This is a genomic window from Acetobacter syzygii, assembly GCF_000964225.1.
GTDB lineage: Bacteria > Pseudomonadota > Alphaproteobacteria > Acetobacterales > Acetobacteraceae > Acetobacter > Acetobacter syzygii.
Genome location: NZ_BAMZ01000014.1, coordinates 63183 through 81536, shown reverse-complemented (window position 1 = coordinate 81536; position 18354 = coordinate 63183). Strand labels below are relative to the sequence as shown.

General features: G+C 54.5%; 20 protein-coding genes and 1 tRNA gene. 14 read left to right on the top strand and 7 right to left on the bottom strand.

The features are described from left to right. The first annotated feature begins 26 nt into the window (after positions 1–26). Entirely contained in the window at positions 27–1274 is a 1248-nt protein-coding gene (hisS, locus tag Absy_RS06385; protein ID WP_048854003.1) for a histidine--tRNA ligase, read from the top strand. After that, entirely contained in the window at positions 1274–2332 is a 1059-nt protein-coding gene (gene prfA, locus Absy_RS06380; RefSeq protein ID WP_048853907.1) for a peptide chain release factor 1, read from the top strand. Before hisS ends, prfA begins: the two co-directional genes overlap by 1 nt. On the opposite strand, the gene Absy_RS06375 is transcribed toward prfA, so the two are convergent. After that, entirely contained in the window at positions 2329–2739 is a 411-nt protein-coding gene (locus tag Absy_RS06375) for a hypothetical protein (RefSeq protein ID WP_048853906.1), read from the bottom strand. The two genes, prfA and Absy_RS06375, sit on opposite strands and share 4 nt — an antisense overlap. A 90-nt stretch (positions 2740–2829) precedes the next feature. Between Absy_RS06375 and prmC the strand changes: the two genes are divergently transcribed. Further along, complete coding sequence (gene prmC / locus Absy_RS06370; RefSeq protein WP_048853905.1) at positions 2830–3732, top strand: peptide chain release factor N(5)-glutamine methyltransferase; 903 nt, start codon at positions 2830–2832, stop codon at positions 3730–3732. A 46-nt stretch (positions 3733–3778) separates the two neighbouring features. Here prmC and Absy_RS06365 read toward each other — a convergent pair whose 3' ends face one another. Continuing rightward, complete coding sequence (locus Absy_RS06365; RefSeq protein ID WP_179287777.1) at positions 3779–3940, bottom strand: hypothetical protein; 162 nt, start codon at positions 3938–3940, stop codon at positions 3779–3781. A 38-nt stretch (positions 3941–3978) separates the two neighbouring features. Here Absy_RS06365 and Absy_RS06360 point away from each other — a divergent pair, with 38 nt between their 5' ends. Continuing rightward, complete coding sequence (locus Absy_RS06360) at positions 3979–4425, top strand: DUF4167 domain-containing protein (protein WP_048853904.1); 447 nt, start codon at positions 3979–3981, stop codon at positions 4423–4425. A 139-nt stretch (positions 4426–4564) separates the two neighbouring features. On the opposite strand, the gene Absy_RS06355 is transcribed toward Absy_RS06360, so the two are convergent. Both Absy_RS06355 and Absy_RS06350 read right to left on the bottom strand, forming a co-directional pair. Beyond that, positions 4565–4639: transfer RNA gene (locus Absy_RS06355), tRNA-Met, on the bottom strand. A 95-nt stretch (positions 4640–4734) separates the two neighbouring features. Then, a complete protein-coding gene (locus tag Absy_RS06350) occupies positions 4735–5193 on the bottom strand; it encodes an MlaD family protein (RefSeq protein WP_048853903.1) in 459 nt (152 codons plus the stop codon). Between the two features lie 134 nt (positions 5194–5327). Here Absy_RS06350 and Absy_RS06345 point away from each other — a divergent pair, with 134 nt between their 5' ends. Together Absy_RS06345 and Absy_RS06340 are read left to right on the top strand one after the other, a co-directional pair. Next, a complete protein-coding gene (locus tag Absy_RS06345) occupies positions 5328–6176 on the top strand; it encodes an undecaprenyl-diphosphate phosphatase (protein WP_048853902.1) in 849 nt (282 codons plus the stop codon). Between the two features lie 13 nt (positions 6177–6189). Beyond that, complete coding sequence (locus Absy_RS06340) at positions 6190–7734, top strand: amino acid permease (protein ID WP_048853901.1); 1545 nt, start codon at positions 6190–6192, stop codon at positions 7732–7734. Here the strand turns inward: Absy_RS06340 and Absy_RS06335 are convergent. Both Absy_RS06335 and Absy_RS06330 read right to left on the bottom strand, forming a co-directional pair. Beyond that, a complete protein-coding gene (locus tag Absy_RS06335) occupies positions 7724–8797 on the bottom strand; it encodes an ATP-grasp domain-containing protein (protein ID WP_048853900.1) in 1074 nt (357 codons plus the stop codon). The two genes, Absy_RS06340 and Absy_RS06335, sit on opposite strands and share 11 nt — an antisense overlap. 2 nt (positions 8798–8799) lie before the next feature. Then, a complete protein-coding gene (locus tag Absy_RS06330; protein ID WP_048853899.1) occupies positions 8800–9366 on the bottom strand; it encodes a DedA family protein in 567 nt (188 codons plus the stop codon). A gap of 232 nt (positions 9367–9598) precedes the next feature. Here Absy_RS06330 and Absy_RS06325 point away from each other — a divergent pair, with 232 nt between their 5' ends. Genes Absy_RS06325 through Absy_RS06290 form a run of 8 tightly spaced genes read left to right on the top strand, consistent with a single transcriptional unit; the run spans position 9599 to position 17411 of the window. Beyond that, positions 9599–10588 carry a lytic murein transglycosylase gene (locus tag Absy_RS06325; RefSeq protein WP_048853898.1) on the top strand — a complete coding sequence of 330 codons (990 nt, stop codon included), beginning with the start codon at positions 9599–9601 and terminating at the stop codon, positions 10586–10588. Next, positions 10585–11436, top strand: a complete 852-nt coding sequence (locus tag Absy_RS06320; protein ID WP_048853897.1) for a septal ring lytic transglycosylase RlpA family protein — start codon at positions 10585–10587, stop codon at positions 11434–11436. The genes Absy_RS06325 and Absy_RS06320 overlap by 4 nt, the downstream gene beginning before the upstream one ends. A gap of 9 nt (positions 11437–11445) precedes the next feature. Next, the gene (locus Absy_RS06315; protein WP_048853896.1) at positions 11446–12660 is read left to right on the top strand and encodes a D-alanyl-D-alanine carboxypeptidase family protein; all 1215 of its coding nucleotides are present in this window, start codon (positions 11446–11448) and stop codon (positions 12658–12660) included. A gap of 3 nt (positions 12661–12663) precedes the next feature. Next, the gene (gene tmk, locus Absy_RS06310) at positions 12664–13302 is read left to right on the top strand and encodes a dTMP kinase (protein ID WP_084596947.1); all 639 of its coding nucleotides are present in this window, start codon (positions 12664–12666) and stop codon (positions 13300–13302) included. Continuing rightward, on the top strand, positions 13295–14254 hold the full coding sequence (locus tag Absy_RS06305; RefSeq protein ID WP_048853895.1) for a DNA polymerase III subunit delta': 960 nt from the start codon (positions 13295–13297) through the stop codon (positions 14252–14254). Before tmk ends, Absy_RS06305 begins: the two co-directional genes overlap by 8 nt. Then, positions 14251–15789, top strand: coding sequence for a methionine--tRNA ligase (metG, locus tag Absy_RS06300; RefSeq protein WP_048853894.1), 1539 nt, complete (start codon positions 14251–14253; stop codon positions 15787–15789). The genes Absy_RS06305 and metG overlap by 4 nt, the downstream gene beginning before the upstream one ends. An 11-nt stretch (positions 15790–15800) precedes the next feature. Beyond that, positions 15801–16589 carry a TatD family hydrolase gene (locus Absy_RS06295; RefSeq protein ID WP_048854001.1) on the top strand — a complete coding sequence of 263 codons (789 nt, stop codon included), beginning with the start codon at positions 15801–15803 and terminating at the stop codon, positions 16587–16589. Positions 16590–16604: 15 nt separating this feature from the next. Further along, positions 16605–17411: an MBL fold metallo-hydrolase gene (locus Absy_RS06290; RefSeq protein WP_048853893.1), complete on the top strand. Its 807-nt coding sequence runs from the start codon at positions 16605–16607 to the stop codon at positions 17409–17411. Between the two features lie 34 nt (positions 17412–17445). Here the strand turns inward: Absy_RS06290 and Absy_RS06285 are convergent, their stop codons facing one another. After that, positions 17446–18324, bottom strand: coding sequence for a universal stress protein (locus tag Absy_RS06285; protein WP_048853892.1), 879 nt, complete (start codon positions 18322–18324; stop codon positions 17446–17448). Between the last annotated feature and the right edge of the window lie 30 nt (positions 18325–18354).

Here is an 18354-nt window from a genome sequence, read left to right as displayed (position 1 = left end):
TGTGCGCCAATCAGGAAAAACAGGCCGTGAGCAGCATTCAGCCCGTAAGAGGAACGCACGATCTTATTGGAGAAGAGCAGCGCCGCCATACGCGCGTGGTCAGCACTGCACGCCATATTGCCGGGCTTTACGGGTTTGATGAATGGTCTACCCCTATTTTTGAGGATACCCGCGTGTTCTCCCGCTCCTTGGGGGATACGTCTGATGTGGTTTCCAAGGAAATGTATTCCTTCAATGACCGGGATGGGGAAAGTCTGACCCTGCGGCCAGAGGGTACAGCTGCGGTCTGCCGTGCATTGGTTACAAACGGCTTAACCCAGTCACTACCCCAGAAGGTTTTTTATACGGGGCCCATGTTCCGCCACGAACGGCCCCAAAAGGGACGTTACCGCCAGTTCCATCAGATTGGAGCAGAGTTGATGGGAGCGGCTGAGCCTTTAGCGGATGCGGAGGCTATTGCCCTCGGTTATGCCGTGCTTGAGGCTCTGGGTATTGCCGGGTACGTGACCCTTGAGTTGAACACTCTGGGGGATTCAGCCAGCAGGGACGCATGGCGGCGCGCACTTGTTGCGTATTTTTCTGCTCATGGGGACAAGCTGTCCGAAGATAGCCGCGTAAGGCTTGAAAAAAATCCCCTGCGTATCCTCGACAGTAAAGATGCTGGTGACCGCGCACTTGTAGCCAATGCTCCGATGATGGAGGAATTCCTTACCCCCGAAGCCCGTACGTTCTGGGATGAACTGCGCAACAAGCTCGACCTGTTTGGTATTGCCTACACGGTTAACCCCAGCATTGTACGCGGTCTGGATTATTACAACCACACGACTTTTGAATTTGTAACCAACCGTCTTGGCTCACAGGGTACGGTTCTGGCTGGCGGTCGCTATGATGGGCTGGTCAAACAGATGGGTGGGCCAGATGTGCCGGCTATTGGCTGGGCTGCCGGGGTGGAACGGTTGGCCATGCTGTTGGAAGATGCGCCCGAAGCTCCACGCTCGGTTGTGCTGATACCTGTTGGAACTCCGGAAGAAAAAGCCGTTTGCCAGCTTTTGCAGGCTCTGCGTCAGCAGGGTGTTCGCACAGAGATCGGCTACAAAGGATCACTGCGTAAGCGGATGGAACGGGCAGGCAAGCAGAATGCCAGCCATGTTCTGTTTGTTGGTGAGGACGAACTGGCTCGTGGTGTCTTCCGTGTCAAAAGCATGGAAAGTGGTCAGGAAAGCGATGTGGCGATGGAAACATTGATGTCGGACGCACGGAGCGTTTTTGCGTAATGAATCTTGATGAGCGGCTGGACCGGATTGCCAGCCGGGCGCTGGAATTGGAAGCGCATCTGGCAAGCGGTCTGAGCGGGGATGCCTTTACGCAGGCTTCTCGCGAGTATGCGGAAATTGAGCCAGTTGTTGCCCGTATTAACGATCTGCGGGCAACAGAGCAGGGCATAGCGCAGGCGGAAGCCCTGCTATCCGATCCGGAAATGCGTGAACTGGCCGGGGAGGAACTGGCTGCTCTGCGTGAACAGCTTCCCGGATTGCAGCGGGAGGTTCGCTTGGCGCTGCTGCCTAAAGACGTAGCGGATGAGCGGAGCGCCATTCTGGAAGTGCGGCCTGCTGCCGGGGGGGATGAGGCCGCACTGTTTGCCGCCGCACTGTTTGACCTGTACCGACGCTACGCAGACCTTAAAGGCTGGCGCTTTACCGTAATGGATTACGACGAGAGCGAGTTGGGTGGCCTGCGTTGTGGCATTGCTGAAATTAACGGCAAGAGCGTTTTTGCACGCCTTAAATACGAATCAGGCGTGCACAGGGTCCAGCGGGTTCCCGCAACCGAGGCGCAGGGGCGTATTCACACATCCACAGTGACGGTTGCTGTTCTGCCAGAAGCGGAAGAAGTGGACGTGACGATTAACGAGACTGAACTGCGTATTGATGTTTTTCGTGCATCTGGTGCGGGTGGGCAGCATGTGAACAAAACCGAAAGTGCGGTGCGTATTACCCATTTGCCGACTGGCATTGTGGTGTCCATGCAGGAAGAAAAAAGCCAGCATAAAAACCGTGCCAAAGCGATGAAAATTCTGCGTGCCCGCCTGTATGAGCGCGAACGCGAGCAGGCTCATGCGGACCGTGCAGCAGACAGGCGCTCCCAGGTTGGAACGGGGGACAGGTCTGAGCGGATACGGACCTATAATTTTCCGCAAGGGCGGGTTACCGACCACCGCATCAATCTGACATTGTATAAAATTGACCGTGTGATGCTGGGTGAACTGGACGAGTTTGTGGACGCTCTGACGCAGGAAGAACAGGCCGCTCTTCTGGCAGATGCAGGGTTCTAACTAATTGGGGCGGAGCAGGCTTCGCCCCGACCGGGAATACGCTCGGAGGCTTCGGGTGCCTGTTGGTCGAGTAGGAAAAAGTCTTTAAACCCATCGGAACCGAGTGCATCAAAGTGGTGGCCATCCGGGTTATGCAAAATACCACTACTGCTGACCTCGTGCGTTTCCACTCGGCCATCCGTAGTGCGGATGGTGATTTCTCCGCACAATGTGTAAATATGATCCAGCCGGCCTTGTGGCGTAACAATGCGGACTGTTTTGTGCCTTGTCGTGTCATCAAGTTTAAATACAGAGGCCAGTTTGCCATCCATATAAATGCGGGATACTTCCGAAATTTCCATGTCGGATTTTTCGTCCGTTACCGTAAATTCTCCGGCTAAAGCAGGGTGTGCAGACCATGTGAGCATGAACACAGTGCCCAGTAATGCACAAAGCCGAAGAGTGAATGAAGAGCGTAAAGCAGGCATGAGAGTTTGCGGATCAGATGATTTGTTAAGATGATACACCAAAGCAAAGCAGAAAACCTCCCACTCCACCAGCCCATACAGGACCTGCTGGCCTATGGAACGGCACTTTTGCACGATGCGGGTGTGGAGGGGCCCCGGCGGGAGGCGCGGCTGTTGCTGCAATATGCCCTGCAATTAACCCCAGAGGCGCTTCTCGCTCTGTCTCCGAGGGCTTCTGTTGCTACTGAACCATTTGTAACATGGGTTGGGCGTCGGGCGCAGCATGAACCATTTGCCTATATTACGGGTAGTAAAGGCTTCTGGAGTCTGGATTTGGGTGTTTCTTCTGCGTCTCTTGTGCCAAGGGGAGATACTGAAACGCTGATTTCTGCCTTGCTGGACCAGTTGCCAGACCACAATGCAGCTTTGTCTTTTTTGGATATGGGAACAGGAACAGGCTGCATTCTGCTCGCGGCTTTGGCTGAATACCGGAATGCATGGGGCATTGGGGTGGATGTTAATCCTGCGGCGGCGGCTCTGGCCCGCAGTAATGCCCAGCGCTGCAACATGGCGCAGCGCGCATTCATGATGGCCGGTCGGTGGAACGATGCCCTGCGAACTGGCGCACGGTTTGATGTTGTGTTGAGCAATCCTCCCTATATTCCCACCGCTGACCTGGATGGTTTGATGGAAGAGGTGAGGGCGCACGAGCCGGTAAAGGCTTTGGATGGTGGTGCGGATGGGCTGGATGCCTATAAGGAGCTATGTTGTCAGCTCCCTTTGCTGCTGAACAGGCACGGCATAGGTATTTTTGAAATTGGCATCGATCAGGAACCGGCATTACGTGCCATAGCAGCCCGGAACGGGTTGGAGATTGTGCAGGTTGTGCCGGATCTGGCTGGTATTCCACGGGGTGTTGTGCTGCGCTTGAACGCACTAAATGCTGGAATATAAAAAAACCGTTTGGCTTTGTGGTTGCGCGTTGTTATTATCTACTGGCTCAGTCCTGCGGCAGAATGCAGATAAATAAAATCTGCCACGGTGGATGAGCGGTAAGGGCTTTTCTTCCGGCAATAAAATCATTGCCGCCAAAAGCCCATTCCGAAAAAACAATTCGGCCTTCATTCAGGAACATGCCTTTTGTATCGGACTGTTTCTTCATGCAAAGTGCCATGAACAGGAAAGCACTGTGATAAACCCATGAATGTAAAACGGATGCGTACCAGACACCATCGTTCCAACGGGAGCAATGGAGCGTCCAGGCAGTTGAATGGCCAGATTCCCATGAACCGGAATCATGTTTTTGACAGTCATGGCCCTGATGTGCGGGTCAGAGGCACAGCGCAGCAGCTTTTTGAAAAATATCTTCAGCTTGGGCGTGATGCAACCGGCAGCGGTGACCGCGTGGCGGCTGAGGCTTACTTCCAGCACGCCGAGCATTATTTTCGTATTCTGAACGCTATGGCGCAGGCAGCGCAGCAAAGTCAGCAGGAACGCGCAGAGCGTCAGGCCAGCAGGCAGCAGCGTGCAGCGTCCAACGCAGCTGAGTATGAAGAAGATGAGCAGCCCGCCCCTGAAGGTGAAGCAGCCGCAAGCGAGCCCAAAGATCTTTCCACAGAACCACAGCCAGAATTATCTGAAGGCTGATATTAACGGTTAACCTGCGTTCGTCCTGCAACCATGGATTATGGTGTAGGGCGGAGCAGGGGTGCTGCTGCATATAATGCACAATATTTTCCTACTTGGAAAAACCAAGAGAAAATATGTTTTGTATTTTAAGGAAATTTGGTAGCGGCGGAAGGATTTGAACCTCCGACCAAGGGATTATGATTCCCCTGCTCTACCACTGAGCTACGCCGCCATTGGTTGGTGGCGGTTATGTATCCGTTCCCAAGGGAGGCGTCAATCCATCTTGAAGATTTTTTTTAAAAAACTGATTGGATGGAAGGTATTGGCTTACTCTGTCAGATTGCCTGCGCCAAAAATATAGTTGCTCACCTGTTGTTCAAGGCTCGATGGTTCCTGCGTGTGCGTTAGCATTTGTCCGGCCTGTGCGTGGGCCGTTGCGGTCCCGGGTTCGATCATCAAAGCATTCTCGCCCGACAGTGTGCTGCTGCCGATTGTTAATGTGCTGTCGGCAGGAAGGTGGAGTGCGCCATCCAGTCGAAAACGGACAATGGCCATTTGCGATTCAGGGTCGAGTGTAATAGCAGCCACGCGTCCAACCTTGACGCCGGCAATATCCACATCCGCACCACGGGAAAGTCCATTAGCCGAGACAAAGCGGGCGGAAAGTTCGTAAGAGGTCTTGCCTGGTGTTTTTTGGGTGTTGGTGGCGTAAATACCAAACCCTGTTGCGGCAGCCAGAACCAGAGTGCTGCAAAAAATCGCGCCTATGTGGTTTTGTCTGCTCATGGTCCGTTACGGTCCTTTATCGGAATAATGTGTGCTTGCGCAAAGTTACAAAGAGGATGAAATCCTTGCAGCACTTAGGCGCATGGTGCAAGGACAGCAGTAAGATTTCAGATAGTTTGGAACCCTAAACGTTCATGTCCCTTTTTCAGGCACTTATCATGGCGCTGCTTCAGGGCGCTACGGAACTTTTTCCTGTCAGCAGCCTTGGGCACGCCGTTGTCCTGCCTGCTGTGCTGCATTGGTCTTACGATCTGCATGATCCGACATTTTTGCCGTTTCTGGTCATGTTGCATATGGGAACATCAGTCGCACTGCTGTTTTTTTTCTGGCAGGACTGGCAGGCGCTGTTCAAAGGGGCATTCGGGTCGTTTGGGCAACGTATTCAATTAGAGAGCCTGCATATCCTGTGGTTGATATGCCTTGCTACGGTGCCAGCCGTTATTGTTGGCGGTCTGTTTGAACACTGGCTGCGGAGTGTTTTTGGTTCAGCATCTTCTGCCGCGCTCTTCCTGTTTTTGAATGGAGTGCTGCTGCTGGTGGTTGAAAAACTCCGTGGTTCTGTGGTCCGGCAGGATGTTCGGTATCTGGCAAGCCTGACTTCGCGCGATGCGCTGTTTATTGGATTTTTTCAGTGCTTTGCATTTTTCCCCGGCCTGTCGCGTTCGGGTGCTACAATTTGTGGTGGGTTATTACGTGGTTTGCACCACGATGCAGCCGCCCGCTTTTCGTTCCTTATGGCGCAGCCGGTTATTATTGCCGCAACCGTGCGGGAAGCGTTTAAAATGCGCCACACGCCAATTGATCCGGGGCAGATGCATATTGCCATGCTTGCGGCTGTTGTGTCCGGCGTAACGGCGCTGGCGAGCACTGCTTTTCTTATGCGCTATTTTCGCAGGCATGACAGTTGGGCTCTTTCACCTTTTGCATGGTACTGCATGGTGGTGGGGGGAGCGTCGTTCCTGATGTTCCACTTTGCAGGATAAGTGGTCGAGAGGAATGAAGCACGCCCGTACCCCCCTGCGCCGCAAAACACTTGCCCGAATTGAAAAGGAAAATGGCCAGCAGCGTTTGAAAAAGACGCTAGGCCCATTGCAGCTCACCATGTTGGGGGTTGGCTCCACCATTGGTGCAGGCATTTATGTTATGACGGGAACGGCCGCGGCGGATTATGCTGGTCCGTCCATTCTGCTTTCCTTTATTGTCGCGGGTATTGCGTGCCTGTTTACAGCGCTTTCCTATGCGGAGCTTGCGTCTGTTATGCCCGTATCGGGGTCAGCTTATACTTATGCCTATGTTTCCATGGGTGAAGGGTGGGCATGGGCTGTGGGGTGGCTGCTTTTGCTTGAATACGGCATTTCGTGCGCGGGGGTGGCTGCCGGTTTTTCAGGGTATGCGGCCAGTCTGCTGGAAGATTTGGGTGTGCATGTGCCCGCAGCTTTGCATAGCACCACTCTGGGCGTGATTTATCAGGGCGCTAACAGGCATATTGTTGGGAATTGGCAGTGTGATCTTTTAGGGGCTTTTTCCATTCTGGTTGTAACAATCCTGCTGATTGTTGGCGTGCGAGAATCCTTTAAAATCAACTCATTGATTGTTGCCCTTAAGGTGGGCGTGCTGGCTATTTTTGTGGCTCTGGGTGTTTGGGAACTGCACCCGGCGTATTGGACCCCGTTTATTCCGCCTTATGAGGGTGGGTTTCGTTACGGAGTGCCCGGTATTTTTCGGGCGGCTTCGGTTATCTTTTTTGCCTATGTCGGTTTTGAAGCGGTTTCTACCGCTGCGGCGGAAGCCAAAAATCCCAAACGGGATGTGCCGGTTGGCATTGTTCTGTCTCTGGTCATCTGCACCGTGGTGTATATGGTGGTTGCCGCGGTGCTGATAGGTGTTGTGCCGTGGCAGACGCTGGATGTAGCGGACCCGCTGGCCGTGGCGGTTAATGCCATGCACCAGCCATGGCTGGCCTTATTTGTTAAAATTGGTGCGGTTATTGGGCTGTGCTCGGTGTTAATGGGGCTACTGTATGCCCAAAGCCGAATCTTTTTTGCCATGGCGGAAGATGGCCTGCTCTTTCCCGTTTTTTCCCGTTTGCACAAGCGTTACCATACCCCATGGATCGGTAGTATTGTGCTCGGTGTGGTGGTGGCGTTGGCCACTGCCGTCCTGCCCATTGATATTATTGGCGATCTGGTCAGCCTTGGCACGGCTACGGCTTTTGGGATTGTCTGTTTTACCGTGATCTGGATGCGTAATACCGCACCAGCTTACAAGCGTGCTTTTGTTGTGCCATTTGGTGGGTTTGTTATCCGCGGGGTCTGGATTGGCTACGTACCTTTGCTGGGTATGGTATTCTGCGGTTTTATGGTCGCCCCATTGTGTGGCGATATGGTTTTGGCGCTGATGGGGGGAGACCCCGTACCAGCGTTATTATTGGCGGCCTACACAGTATGTGGCTGGGGGTGCTACCGTTTTTACGGTAATCGTCATTCCCGTTTGGGGCGGGAGCAGCGAGCCGCGGTGGAGGCGCAGTCTCTCAGTCATTAAGGGGGTAGGACGCCAGCAGTTTTTTTTGCTCTCCCCATAAGCGTAATCCGTGCCACAGGTTTGTAGGCTTCCAGCCTGCGGCTTTGTTTTTTGCTCCGATCCGGTAGCTTTCCCGGTAATGGTGGAACTGGGTAGCATAAGCTTCGCGCAGAGTGGTTCTGGAATCCCAGATATGGATGGCTTCTGCACCAACGCCATTGATTTCTATAATCTCAAAGTTCTCACCGCGCGCCAGATCCTCCGTGGAATGGAATTTGAGATCAATGCGGCCAAAGTAAAAATCAGGAATATCCTGCATGATCAGGTCGATCTGGCGCGTTAATTCTGGCGTAATATCTGGTGTGCCATTACGAAAAACAGCCCCTTTACAATGATTGCCAGCAAAGACCAGGTCCAGTTTTTTACCCTGTGCGGGAATGGTGTGCAGGCAATGTTGCAGGCGGGGGGTATAAATGTGGAGCACCTTGCTGGTACGTGCATCTTTTTTGAGTAAGTCCAGAACTGTATCCCGGCCATTACCAATAAGGAATGGTATGTCTTTGTAAGTCAGGGAGGTTAGCAGTCCTGCAGGTTCGTCCGGCTGGCGGATATAGAATATCCCGGCTTCATGCGGCCATGTGATAAGTTTTTGCACAACAAGATCAATATTGCGGGGGAAGGTAGCGCAAACATCCGCTAGTGCAGAGTGTGAGTGCACCAGTTTAACGCCGGTCCCATTGCAGCCGATGTCCGGTTTTACAACAACAGGGAATACTAAACCTTTGGAGTGCATGGCCTGCAAGGCGAGCTCCAGGTCATTCGAGCCGGTTGTAAATGTCGCGTAGGGGGCAATCCACTGTTTTGCGTAAGGGCCTGCCATATTCAGCAGGTCGCTTTTCTTTTCCCCGCACAGACCACCGGTTGTTATGCGAGGGTTGGCAGCCGTTGGTAGCGTTACGTCCCGGTAGCGTAGCCCCAGCAAAATCCAGTATGCCACGACAGGGGTGTAAAACAGCCAGCGCGGCCAGAATTCGAACAAGGATAATGGATTGGGTTGTTTGTTGTGCGTGGAGGTGGAAGGCATGATTACATCTTGTTTTTTTGGGTGCGCGCAACAAGCCGCCCCATAAGAATGATAACAGCAACAAAACCTGCAATGCCAACCCAGCGCCATGCGCCAAGGTGGGTCAGTAATATTCCGCCAATACGGAGCGAGAGCAGGAAGAGAGCTGTGGTCCAGATAAGGGTAGCGCAAAAGGTTGCTGTCGTAAAAACAGCAAGCCCCGCCCGAAAAAACCCGCAAGCCGTATAAAGGGGCAAGCGCGTGCCAGGAATAAAGCGGCTGACAAAAACAACGAGGAATAGGTTTTTACTCAGCCATGCCTGTTGCGTCTGTGCAGAAGGAACTTTAATCCAGCGTTGTGCTACCGGCCATCTGGCCGCCAGAGCGCCCATGCCGTAAAGCCCCACATCCCCCACAACAATGCCTATGTACAAAGCAATCAGGGCAACTGGTATGCTAATTGTGTTTAAATGAACCTGAATGGCGGTAATAACGGTTGCCGCATCTTCGAGTACAAAGGTTGCTAGAATAACAATCAGCACCTGCAGAAGAGGCTGGGTGGCTGTAAGTTCCAAAAAATGGTCAAGCACAACGGAGCTTGGTCTCCAATACGGAAGTGTGTTGGGTTTACGTATCAGGTGGTGCTGCAACAGGCTCTTTTACGTGGCGGCTGTCAAGCGTTGGGAGCGCTTTGCTTGATAAGGTTGCTCCAAGGGGTAGCCGAACTGTGTTATGGATTAAAGAGCGCAACACAGACTGACAGATGTGCAAAAGCAAGATACTGTAGCTCTTCCATGTCGCCTGCACAGCGGAGCGTGCATTATGTTACGTAGAAAACTATTGCTTGGAGGGGGCGCGCTGCTCGTAACTGCGCCCGCTTATGCGCGTAAAGAGCACCATGCAACACCAGCAGCCTCCAAGAGCTATGCCACTTTTTTAGCCGGGGTAAGGCGGGAGGCTCTTGCACAGGGCGTATCGGCCTCCATTATTGCTCAGGCGTTGGCACAGACCTCCCAGCCTAATGCCAAGGTGCTGCAGGCGGACAGGCATCAGCCCGAATTTACCCTGACATGGGCGCAGTATAAAGACCGGGTTCTTACCGAAAAAAAAATGAATGACGGGCTTTCTGCCGTGCAGCAGCGCGATGCGCTACTAGGGCAGATGAGCAGCCTGTATGGTGTGAGCCGAGGCGCCATGGCAGGCATATGGGGGCTGGAATCAGCATATGGCACCCGTATGGGTACTTTTTCGGTTATCGATGCTCTGGCAACTCTTGCCTATGATGGTCGCCGGGCAAGTTTTTTTCGTTCGGAGCTGCTTAAGGCGTTCCATGTGGTGGAGCGGGCTGGTGTGGCGCCTGCAACCATGCTGGGCAGTTACGCCGGAGCTATGGGACAACCACAGTTTATGCCAAGTGCGTACCTGCGCTATGCAGCCAGTTACCCGGCTGGTGGGCGGGCGGACATCTGGCGGAATGAAGGGGATGTTTTTGCATCCATTGCCAACTACCTTGCTCAATGTGGCTGGCAGGCCGGGCAGCCGTGGGGGGAGGGTGTTCTGCTACCCGACACATTTGCACAATCCCAGCTTGGTCGGAGCCAGATCAGGCCCATTGCATGGTGGCAGCAGCAGGGAGTAAGGCCACGGGCTGGAAACTTTGATGCATCGGTCAGCGAAGGCGCTGTTATCCGCCCTGATGGGGCGGGGGGCGAGGCTTTTATTGTTTACCATAATTTTAACGTGATCCGACGGTACAACCCGTCAGATTTTTATGCATTGGCCGTGGGCCTTCTGGGTGATGCCATAACGTGAAAAAAGTTGTTTTTGGGAGCTGTCTGCTACTGGCCTCCTGCTCGCCCGCGCATCCGCCAGCGCAGCCGGATGTGCATTACACGGTTGGTCCGGCATGGCAGGCGCAGGGCCAGTGGTATTACCCGCGCGAAGAATTTGCGTGGCAGGGAACCGGACTTGCCATCCGTCAGAATGGGGCAGAGGGCGTGCTGACTGCCGATGGTGAGGTCAGGAGTATGGCAACCATGACGGCCAGCCATCCAACACTCCAGTTGCCCACTATTGTAACCGTGATCAATCTGGAAAACGGACGGCAGGTACGGGTCCGTGTGAACGACCGTGGCCCTGAGCAGATGGGGCGTGCTATCGCTTTATCAACACAGGCTGCCAACCTGCTGGGTATGGGTAGCGAGCCAGCACAGGTCCGCATTGTAGAAGACGAGGTGGCTAGCAGGCATCTGGCGGAAATCCTGCCCGGAGGCGTTGCCCTGCAGATCAACGCCGCACCAAAGGAGCAGGTTGTTCAGTCCAGCCTTGGTGGAAGTGGCGGTGTTGTGGTGGAAACTGGCCGGGGTGGAGTGGATATTCCTCCCGCATCCGGTGGGCCGATACCTGATATGCCAGTGGCTTATGCACAAGGCTATGCAGCTCCGGGAATGCTTTGGGTTGAGACCATGGATTTTACCTCGCGGTATGCTGCTATGGTGCAGGCTGGCAGCCACGGAGGGGTGGTTAAGCCCGTTATGTTTGGTCAAAGCATGATGTGGGCTGTCCGGCAGGGGCCATTTGCGACTATAAGTGCCGCAGACGCTGCCCTTAAGCGGGCACTGGACAATGGTTTTAATGGTTCTCACATCGTCGTCGAATAGGGAATAGCTTTGCAGACTCGACGGTTTTTACTCGCAGGGGGCGCAGCCCTTTTCTCTGGTGGACTGGTGGTGGATGCCGTGGCACGCCCCCGGCATGGGGCAACCCCTTCCTCCGCATCAGCCGCATCGGCTCCAGCCAGTGCTGCGGTGCCCGCAACACCCGCCACGACTCCTGTGGGGCCGGTGGATACCATAGCGCGCTGGGCCTGCATTCTGGATTACGGTAGCGGTGCTACCGTGCTGGAAAAAAATGCGGACGAACGCATGCCTCCCTCATCTCTTACCAAGATGATGACGGCGTATGTCACGTTTGGCATGTTGCGGGCAGGGCGGCTCAAGCTTGACCAGATGCTGCCTGTTAGCGAGCGCGCATGGCGGATGCAGGGCTCAAAAATGTTTGTGCCGCTGGGCCAGAGCGTTGCGGTGCAGGATCTTATTCAGGGTATGGTCATTCAGTCGGGTAACGATGCGTGCATTGTTCTATCCGAAGGTATTTCCGGTTCTGAAGAACAGTTTGTTGCGCTGATGAATGATACGGCAGGCAAGCTTGGCCTGACCAATTCACACTTTATGAATGCGACAGGCTGGCCAGCGGAAAACCATTACATGTCCGCGCGGGATGTGGCCTATCTGGCACTGCGTCTGATCCATGATTTTCCTGAATATTATCATTTCTTTTCCGAAAAAGAGTTTGTTTTTAACAAAATTCATCAGGAAAACAGAAATATTCTGGTGGTCAAAGGACTGGCCGATGGCCTGAAGACCGGCCACACCGATGCTGGTGGTTTTGGTTTGTGTGCGTCTTCCGAGCGGGAGGGGCGTCGGGTTATTATGGCAATCAATGGCCTGCCAACCGATGGTGCCCGCGGGCGTGAAGGCGAACGTCTGATGGGCTGGGCGTTTGCAAATTTTGAAACAGCGCAGATCGTAAGCAAAGGTCAGGTTGTGGAACAGGCTCCCGTATGGATGGGGGCCAGCCTGACCGTGCCGCTGGTTGCCGCGCAGGAGTTTAAAATGCTGCTGCCTCACGGTTGGAAAAACAGCACCCATGTGATGGTTGACTACGATAGCCCGGTTATTGCGCCAGTGCAGGACGGGCAGGTGCTTGGCCAGTTGAATGTGGTTCTGCCCGGTGGCAGAAAAGCCAGTATTCCATTGGTTGCAGGGCAGGCAGTGCCCGCTCTTGGTATTATTGGCCGCGCGACCAGACGATTGCATCTGTGAGGGATGATGTCTGGTCTGTTTGTAACATTGGAAGGCGGGGAGGGCGTGGGCAAGTCCACGCAGCTCCGCCTGCTGCGCGATGCCCTGCAATCACAGGGGTACAGTGTGCTTGCTACGCGTGAGCCGGGTGGATCGGCAGGAGCGGAAGATCTGCGGCAGCTCCTGCTGTTTGGTCACAACCCGCTCTCTTTGCGTGCGGAAATTCTGACTCATTTTGCCGCACGGTTTGACCATGTGGATCAGGTCATTCGCCCGGCGCTGGCGGATAATCAGATTGTGCTGTGTGACCGTTTTACAGATTCCACCAAAGCCTATCAGGGCTATGGACGTGCGGAGGGTGATCCGGCTGTTCTGGAGTTGATTGACGTTTTGCAAGCACAGCTTAACCTGGTGCCGGATATGACATTTCTGCTCGAAGCACCGCGGGAGGTTACGCGGCGGCGGTTGGCCGTGCGTGGGGTGCCAACAGACAGGTATGAACAGGCGGATGAGGGTTTTCACGCCCGGATTGCGGCCGGATTTAGGGCTATAGCACAGCAGCAGCCTGCACGTATGCGGTGCATAGCCACGGCAGACCGCACCGAAGAGGCAGTGAACAGCCAGATTATGAAGGAAATTTTGTCCAGATTGTCCCATGGCTGATGCCCCGTTTATGCCGCCACGTATGGCATCGCTCCGGTTGCATGGGCATGGGGCCGCAGTTGCGGCGTTCCGTGCCGCACTGAGCAAAGGGCGTATGCCCCATGCGTGGCTGGTTACTGGCCCACCGGGCATTGGCAAAGCGACATTCGCCTTTACGCTTGCGCGTATTTTGCTGGGGGGGGAGGCGGAAAACCTTCCTGCTGGCCGCCGGATTTCAGCCGCAACACATGCTGATCTGCTGGTAGTCGAACGTGGATATGACGAGAAAAAACAGCGTTACCGACAGGAGATTGTGGCTGATGACGTACGCCCCATAACAGGCTTTTTGCGCCGGACAGCGGCAGAAGGCGGGTGGCGTGTGGTTATTGTGGATGGCGCTGAGTGGATGAACCGCAGTGCGGCCAATGCTGTCCTTAAAATTTTGGAAGAACCTCCGCCTGCGACCGTGCTGATTCTGACCAGTTCAGCACCAGGCCGGTTGTTGCCAACCATTCGCAGTCGTTGCCGCAAGCTTGAACTGGCTCCTTTGGAAGAGGCCGAGATGCGTGGCGTTTTGCAGGCGCTTTGCCCGGATATGCCAGAGTTGGATTTTGCGCGTATTATGCACCAAGCGCATGGAGCACCGGGTAAGGCTGTGGCAGTATTGGCCGATACCGGCGGAGGTGTGGCGGCTTTGGTCGGCGAAGTTCTGCAAGGTGTTGGTGCCCTGCGTGGGTATGAAATTGCCGAAGCCATTTTGCGCAAGGATAATGGTTTTGGGCTTTTTTTTACTCTGTTATCAGATCAGTTGCAGATCACGGCCCGGCAGGCCGCGCAGAACGGAAATGCCCGCTGCATGAGCCTGGCTGCCGCGTGGGAACAGATTATGCGTGTTCAGAGCGAGACGGAACGTTTTAATCTGGATAAACAGGAAGCTCTTATTGAAGCTATGACGATTGCGAGCCCAAAATGACCCGTCGTTTTTATGTGACTACCCCCATCTATTACGTAAATGGAGCACCGCATATCGGTCATGCCTACACGTCCATTGCTGCGGACGTTATGGCGCGTTTCCACCGTTTAGCGGGTGATGAGGTTTTTTTTCTGACGGGTACGGACGAACACGGGCAAAAGGTTGAGCAGGCAGCACAGGCTGCGGGTGTCGCTCCCAAGGTTTTTGCGGATGAAGTGTCTGCCAATTTCCGCTCTATGGCCAACGCCATGGCCATTTCGTATGACGACTTTATTCGCACAACGGAGCCCCGCCACATTGCCAGTGCGCAGGCATTGTGGAGCAAAGTGGCGGAAAATGGTGCCATTTATCTGGATGCGTACGAAGGATGGTACGCCCTGCGGGATGAATGTTTTTATGGTGAAGATGAACTGATTACAGGTCCGGACGGGCAAAAGGTTGCTCCCACGGGGGCGCCGGTAGAATGGGTTAAGGAACCCTCATATTTTTTCCGCCTGTCGGCCTATCAGGACCGTCTGCTTGAACTTTACGAGCAGAATCCCGAGTTCCTTGGCCCTCATGGCGCACGGAATGAGATTATCAGCTTTGTTAAACAGGGGCTGAGGGATCTGTCCGTCAGCCGTACAAGCTTTAAATGGGGTATTCCCGTACCCGGTGACGACCAGCATGTCATGTATGTCTGGTTTGATGCGCTGGCCAATTACCTGAGTGCTCTTGGTTACCCGGATACCAGTGCTCCTCGCATGGCCTTCTGGCCTGCCAGTCTGCACCTTGTGGGTAAGGATATTGCGCGCTTCCATGCCATTTACTGGCCTGCTTTTTTGATGGCGGCAGGTATTGAACTGCCCAAAAAAGTCTTTGCCAACGGATGGTGGACCATTGAAGGCCAGAAGATGAGCAAATCTTTGGGCAATGTTATTGATCCAAGGGAACTGGTGGCGGATTTCGGGCTGGATGCTGTCCGGTTCTTTGTGCTGCGGGAGGTGCCTTTTGGTGGGGACAGTGATCTGTCCCGCAAGGCGCTGATCATGCGCAATAATGTGGAACTTGCTAACGATCTGGGCAATCTGGCCCAAAGAACACTGTCTCTGGTCGCGCGTAACTGTGGCGGAGTGTTGCCAGAACGGCGAAACCTGACAGAAGAGGACCAGAAACTGTTAGGGCAGGTTTCTGTGCTGCCACAACTGCTGGCTTCCCAGTTTGAGCGCTGTGCCCTGACTGATGCGCTGGAAGACGTGTGGAAGGTTATCCGCGCCTGTAATGCGTATATTGACCATCAGGCCCCATGGGCGCTCCGCAAAACAGATGTAGAGCGTATGGCCGATGTGCTGCGTGTGCTGCTGGATGCGCTGCGAGGAATTGCGACCATGCTTCAGCCGTTTATGCCGCACAGTATGGACCGGATGCTTGACCAGCTGGGAGTGGAGGCGGGTGAGCGTACCTTTGCTGCACTCGAACTGCCTTTACCCGGTGGGCGACAGTTGCCAGCTCCACAAGGTATTTTCCCCCGTTATGTTGAACCGGAGCAGGTATGACAGAAGCAACCATGCAAGGGTTGATCGATTCCCATTGTCATCTGGATCATTTTTCAGATGAGGAACTGCCATCCCTGCTTAATGCGGCAAAAGCTGCGGGGTTGAGTGGTATGGTTACCATTGGCACGCGTTTATCCCACGCGGCCGAGCAAAAGCGGCTGACGGGCTTTAGCCAGCCGGATATGCGGGTGTGGTGCACGGTAGGAACACACCCGGACCACGTGGAAGAAGCTCCGCTGCCAAGTGTGCAGGATATTGTGGCTATTGCCGATGCTCCTGAGGTGATTGGGATAGGGGAGACAGGTCTGGATTACTTCCATGGGCAGGAGCAGGTACGTCCCCGCCAGCAGGAAAGTTTTCGTAAACATATTCAGGCGGCGAGAGAGCTGGATATTCCGGTTATTATTCACGCACGTCAGGCCGATGTGGACGTGGCAACAATTCTGGAGGAGGAATACGCCAAAGGTTCCTTCCCCATTTTGCTGCATTGCTTTGCATCCAGCCCTGAGCTTGCAAGGCGGGTGCTTGCTCTGGGTGGTTATGTCAGCTTTTCAGGCATAGCCACTTTCCCTAAATGTGAGGAAATCCGCAGCGTTGCCCGGGAGCTTCCCCTTGAGCGCATATTAGTGGAAACGGATGCACCTTATCTGGCGCCGGTGCCACAGCGCGGTAAGCGGAATCAGCCTGCTTTTGTTGCATATACGGCTGGCCGCATTGCACAGGAACGCGGGATGGAAACGGCTGAGTTGGTTGCACAGACAACCCGGAATTTTGCACGGCTGTTCCGTAAGGTCCGCTAAACCGGGAGTGCGGGTATGAAAGTGAGTGTACTCGGGTGTGGCGGGTCGTCAGGGGTGCCAGCCCTTGGCGGGGCAGATGGTCATGGCCAATGGGGGGCGTGCGATCCAAACGAACCACGCAACAGGCGGACCCGCGCATCCATTTTTTTAAGAATGGAAAACGGGGCAGGTATTCTGGTGGATACAGGGCCAGACCTGCGCGCCCAGTTGCTTGCCCATGGGATTAGTGCATTTGACCATGTCATTTACACGCATACCCATGCGGACCATGTTTCTGGCATTGATGAGCTTAGGGGGATTAATCGCCAGATTGGAAAGGCGATTAACGCCTATGGAACAGCCGAAGTGCTGGAGGAATTGCAGCAGCGCTTTGCCTATGTTTTTAAGCCCTGCACGCCGCCTCAATTTTTCCGGGCGGCACTGGAAGCCCGACCCATTACGTGGGGCCAGCCTATTATTATAGAGGGCTACACGTTTGTTCTGTTTGGGCAGAACCACGGTTATGTCTCTTCCACGGGCATCCGTTGTGGTGATTTTGCCTATAGTACGGATGTGGTGGAACTGCCCGATGCTGCCATGGAGTGCCTGCGTGGCGTTCAGACATGGATGGTGGATTGTTTTCAAAAAACACCCCATGGCGCACACGCATGGCTGGAGCGGGTTATGGAGTGGAAAGCCCGCATTCAACCACAGCGCCTGATTCTGACCCATATGGGTTCAGAAATGGACTGGGGATGGATGCAGAACAACCTGCCACACGGGGTTGAAGCCGCATGGGATGGCATGAGCTTTGAACTGCCTGACCCTCCTCACTGTTTGTAAGGAGGAAGGGCGTTGCCCTCCCTCCCATTGAGGGTTAGCGGCTCATCAATACGGTAATGTCAGCGGTTTCCAGGACATGCCGCGTTACACCACCCAGAATAAGCTGCCGCAGGCGGGAATGCGAATATGCGCCCATGGCCAGCATATCGGCTTCAAACTCTTTGCAGGCTGCTAACAGACCCTTGCCAACATCACGATCAACAGGCTGGAATTCAACGGCATCCGCCTTGATGCTGTGAGCCGCCAGATATTCCACTACATCTTTGGCACTTGGCCCCCGACGCTGATAATCGCCGCAGTGGAGCACCCGCACGGCTTCAGCCGTTTGTGCCCATGCCAGTGCTCCACGTAAAGCTGATGACGATTCAGCCGTACCATTCCAGCCAATACAGACGCGCTTGATCAGCCCTGCGGGTGGGGTGCGGGGGGCAATAACAACAGGCCGCCCGCTATCAAACAGAACGGCGTGCAAAGTCTCGGAGGAGGAGACCTCATCCCCGGAATCCGGGTGGGGCACCAGTGTAAAGTCCGACAGGCGCGCCCGGGCAGGAACAATCTCGCTTTCTGCACCGCGAACAACGGTAAAGCTGATGCTTGGAGCATCTTCAGGGTAAACACTGTGGAGCGGAACAATTTTTATGTCGGGTTGGCCGGCAACGTAGCGTTCGAACAGGGCGTGCACATCGTGGGCATGGCGTGCGCTTTCATGGTCAGCTGAACGCATCAGGTCTTCGACCATGGCGCCAGACATGCCTTCACCTGCCAGTGGGGCAATGTCGCGGCCATCGGGGCGGACATGCAGAACGGCCAGATGTGCGCCAAAGCGCCGGGCAAAGTTGCCACCACGGACCAGCGCTGCCTCCGCATTGGATGTGCTGGGGAGGGGCAGCAGTATTTTGCGGACATCTTTCATATATTGCTCCTGTAATGCTTTAGTGCGTGC